The 2803-nt window shown below is 48.8% G+C and carries 6 protein-coding genes; 3 read left to right on the top strand and 3 right to left on the bottom strand.

The features are described from left to right. The first annotated feature begins 56 nt into the window (after positions 1-56). The gene (locus PSI17_RS16410) at positions 57-443 is read left to right on the top strand and encodes a helix-turn-helix domain-containing protein (RefSeq protein WP_273552984.1); all 387 of its coding nucleotides are present in this window, start codon (positions 57-59) and stop codon (positions 441-443) included. Positions 444-523: 80 nt separating this feature from the next. Further along, positions 524-844, top strand: coding sequence for a SymE family type I addiction module toxin (locus PSI17_RS16405; RefSeq protein WP_273552983.1), 321 nt, complete (start codon positions 524-526; stop codon positions 842-844). 74 nt (positions 845-918) lie between these two features. Here PSI17_RS16405 and PSI17_RS16400 read toward each other — a convergent pair whose 3' ends face one another. The 3 genes from PSI17_RS16400 to PSI17_RS16390 all read right to left on the bottom strand — a co-directional run bounded on the left by PSI17_RS16400 (position 919) and on the right by PSI17_RS16390 (position 2171). Beyond that, positions 919-1371: a hypothetical protein gene (locus PSI17_RS16400; protein ID WP_273552982.1), complete on the bottom strand. Its 453-nt coding sequence runs from the start codon at positions 1369-1371 to the stop codon at positions 919-921. Next, positions 1368-1730, bottom strand: coding sequence for an EndoU domain-containing protein (locus PSI17_RS16395; RefSeq protein WP_273552981.1), 363 nt, complete (start codon positions 1728-1730; stop codon positions 1368-1370). Before PSI17_RS16395 ends, PSI17_RS16400 begins: the two co-directional genes overlap by 4 nt. A gap of 147 nt (positions 1731-1877) precedes the next feature. Continuing rightward, positions 1878-2171 (bottom strand): hypothetical protein, encoded by a 294-nt coding sequence (locus PSI17_RS16390; RefSeq protein WP_273552980.1) that lies wholly within the window; start codon positions 2169-2171, stop codon positions 1878-1880. Positions 2172-2544: 373 nt separating this feature from the next. On the opposite strand from PSI17_RS16390, the gene PSI17_RS16385 reads away from it, so the two are divergent. Then, a partial coding sequence (locus PSI17_RS16385; protein WP_273552979.1) for a hypothetical protein occupies positions 2545-2803 on the top strand: 259 nt, incomplete at its 3' end.

Below are 2803 nucleotides of genomic sequence, written 5' to 3'. Positions count from 1 at the left end.
TCATTAAAGTACTATTATGTGTACGTCGTCAAGGGTTTTTTAGAGGGAGGGTTACAATGACCATATCATTTCAAGACTGGCTAAGTGAGAACGGTATGGAGATCTTTGCAACTCGACTTCGTGAAGCAAGGGAAGCACGCAAAATGACACAAGCGCGATTGGCTGATCTGTTGGCGGTAAATCGGCGGGTTTATAACCGTTGGGAGCGGGGTTCTTCAGTGCCACAACTGGATACGGTGGTTAAAATTGCTCAGGCATTACAGATGAGTATTGATGCTTTGGTCGGACTCGAAGAACCGAAAGCACCTAAAATACATAACCCTAAGCTACAAGCGCTTTATGAGCAAATTGATTCGCTCTCTGATGAAGATCAACAAGCGTTGATAGTTTTGATGGACAGTTTAGTGACAAGAACCAAGATGGCAAAACTCATTGTAGGGTAGCAGTAAGATAATTTCGCGGTGTTGGCGTGTTCTCAGCACATCAACACCGCTAACCACAACCAACTGATTGGAGTTGAATGATGGCTAAGGCGCATTCTAAGCAAAACACGGCTCAAAATAAAGCCGCGAAAACAGAACGTTATTACACCGTGGGATACGTGCCGCAAAACGGCAGTGAGAACCCGCCCCCGATGATCCGCCTTAAGGGGCAATGGCTTAAACAAGCGGGGTTTGAGATTGGCGGCTCGGTCACGGTGAAAATCATGGATGGCTGTTTAGTGCTCATTCCTGACAGCGACGAGACCAACAGCCTCAAACAGCAATACCGGCGCCAGCGCGAGCAAATCAGTGAAATTAAGCTGAGAATGCGTGAGTTGATTGGGGATTATAAAAGCCGCTAAGGACAGGGCGTGAGCCGCTCTTAACAGAACAAAGCCGGCAGATCACAGGATCTGCCGATTATTTTATATGTAAATTAAAAAGTAATTTTTTTTAAATATTGCATAGCTTCTCTATATGCACCTATTGAGCTAGGATTTAAGTCTTCCATCCGTTTAAAGAATCTTTTTGCGTGTTCACTCATAACAATTAAAAATTCTTCCTTTTCAATAGAAGTCTTAACTTCTGAATGGCAATTTACACTAACGAGTACTCTATTTCCTTTTGATGGAGTAAATTTAACCTCTATCGGTTGATCTGGGAAATAGCATTTAAACTCTTGATTATCTTCTAGTATCGATAATCCTTCTGCCAAATAACACCAAAGATCATCAATATAATCATACATTGACTTATCAATAAGGCTAATACCATTGATGGTTAACTCTAAGGCACCATCAATGTAGTCAGAATTTTTAAACTTTCCATCATATTGAAAAATATCAATATACTCATCTTTGATTTTAATATATGTGTTTATGCTTATCATAGTTTACCCGGATAAAATTGTCCTATTCTTCCATTTTTAAAACCAACTACATAATCTTGGCCTTGATACTGACCGGAGATTTGGAATTTACCGATACTTCCTTTACTTATTACGGTATCTCTATTTTGCTTCATCACATTCCCGATAGCATCGGTAATATCATTTGTTGACATTTTAGGAGAAAGAAAACTTTGCTTAGCCTTTATTGAACCATCCCAATAATCAGGGTGATGCCGTTCAAGAATATGCTTCATACCTGCTTTGTCCAATTTGAAAGTTTGATTTCCAAAGCGGTAATCTTTACCTTCAAATTTTTTCAGCTCATTGATGACCTTATGAGGAAGCTGCTTTTTAGGCATTACCTGTGAAGTGCCACACAACCCAAATGAGTCAACCCAAGACAGCGGATTATGCACATACCCGTACGGGTTCAGCCCGCCCAGCAGCCCTATCGGGTCTTAGGGACTGTCCCGACACGACCATACTTTTTAGGCGGGATTTTTTCTTTAATAACAGCTTGTTAAAGAGACTGTTTTACCCGTTGGGGTAAAGATTTTTTTGCCCGATCCCCGATGTGCACTTTCAGGCCATTGCGCCCGTTTACTGTAGTGCAGTATAGCGCCTGTGCTCACGCGCGTTGACTCAACAGCTTGATTTTGTGATGCGTTTCCCTTTCGGCAACGGGCGAACGTCGCCCGGCTTGCCGGACGGCGGGCGGCCGTTCTGCGGGTGCGGGCGGCAGAGAGCCTGCAAGCGGCGCCCCTGCGACGCTCACAGGCAGCGGGGCTTCGGTTTTGCACGGTCCGGCGGTTTCACTGTACCCAACAGGGAAGCCCCCTGCGGGGGCTGCACGGGGCGGAGATGGCGAGCACGGCAACGAGCAACGGAGCGCAGCGCAGTGCGAGCCGCGCGCAGCCAATGCAGCGGGGTCGGGGCGGGGGAGGTAAATTAACGGAGGCCGCAGGCCGACCTGCCTACAGGGATGTTGGCCGGACGCGGGCAGGGCAGCTAAAGAAGAAGCCGGCTGGCTGAACGGTGGCAGGGCGTTGGTGTTTGTGCGCGGTGTTTGCCGAGCGCTGGCTCAACCGGTCAGAGCAGAAGGCGCAGCCTTGTGCGGCGGCACGCCAGCGATGCCGATAAGCGGGGGCGCAGACATAATGCAGATTGTGCGATGTGAGCCGCTTTGCGGCGGCAGGCGGGGCGGCGGGGTTCAACGGCGAATTTCGCACAATCTCCCTGCATTATGTTGAGTGGGCTTTGGGCGGCCTGCACCGGCTTAACGGGGACACCACGGTTCAGGCCGCCCATTGCCCACGTACCCCCGCTATCGCCGGGGCTGACGGGCAGTCCGGCCACGGTCTGCCCCCGCTCCGCACCCTGCCCGGCTCAACGGGGATTATCAGGCTGTCCCGTGCCGCTGCCGTTACTGCCT

The organism is Xenorhabdus sp. IM139775 (assembly GCF_028598745.1).
In the GTDB taxonomy this organism is placed as follows: domain Bacteria; phylum Pseudomonadota; class Gammaproteobacteria; order Enterobacterales; family Enterobacteriaceae; genus Xenorhabdus.
This window is presented reverse-complemented; position numbering and strand designations above follow the sequence as displayed.